The organism is Humibacter antri, assembly GCF_054777235.1.
On record NZ_BAAHAW010000063.1, the window covers coordinates 1 to 575 of the forward strand.

The 575-nt window shown below is 64.7% G+C and carries 1 protein-coding gene; it reads right to left on the bottom strand.

Annotated features, from left to right (window positions below; genetic code table 11):
- Positions 1-540 (bottom strand): helix-turn-helix domain-containing protein (locus ACYVDK_RS18285; protein ID WP_460524441.1); only part of this gene is annotated, 540 nt, incomplete at its 3' end.
- Positions 541-575: the final 35 nt, after the last annotated feature.

Consider the following 575-nt stretch of genomic DNA (forward strand, 5'->3'; position numbering starts at 1 on the left):
GTAGCCGACCTTGAGCCGTTTGTGAGCCGCGGTGGAGCCCATCTGTCTGCCGTGGGCCTTCCACCCGCCCCCGTCAGGGATCTTGCCGAGCTTCTTGACGTCCATGTGCACCAGCTCGCCGGGCCGGGCACGTTCATAACGGGTCGTGGTCTGCTTCGAGGAGCGGATCACCTGACCGGTGATGGGGTCCAACTCGCGAAGGTAGGGCACGCCGTGGCGACGCAGGATCCGCGATACCGTGCGGGCAGGGACCCCGACTGTCGGCCCGAGCACATCCGGGCCGTCGCGGTGCTCGGCTCGCGCGGCAAGGACCTTCTGCTCGACTTCAGCACTGGTCTTTGTCGGTATGGAGTGCGGGCGCGAAGACCGGGTCGACAACCCCGCGTCGCCTTCCGCTGCGAAGCGATCGATCCATGTCTTCACACACTTCCGCGAGACACCCATCGCCGCGGCGATATGGGCTTGAGGCCAGCCAGCCTGATGACGCTGAACAATCAGCCAACGACCATAGACAGTCAGCCGAGCACTACCGTGGGACACGAGAACCTCCGAGTTGGAATGGGGCCATAGACAAG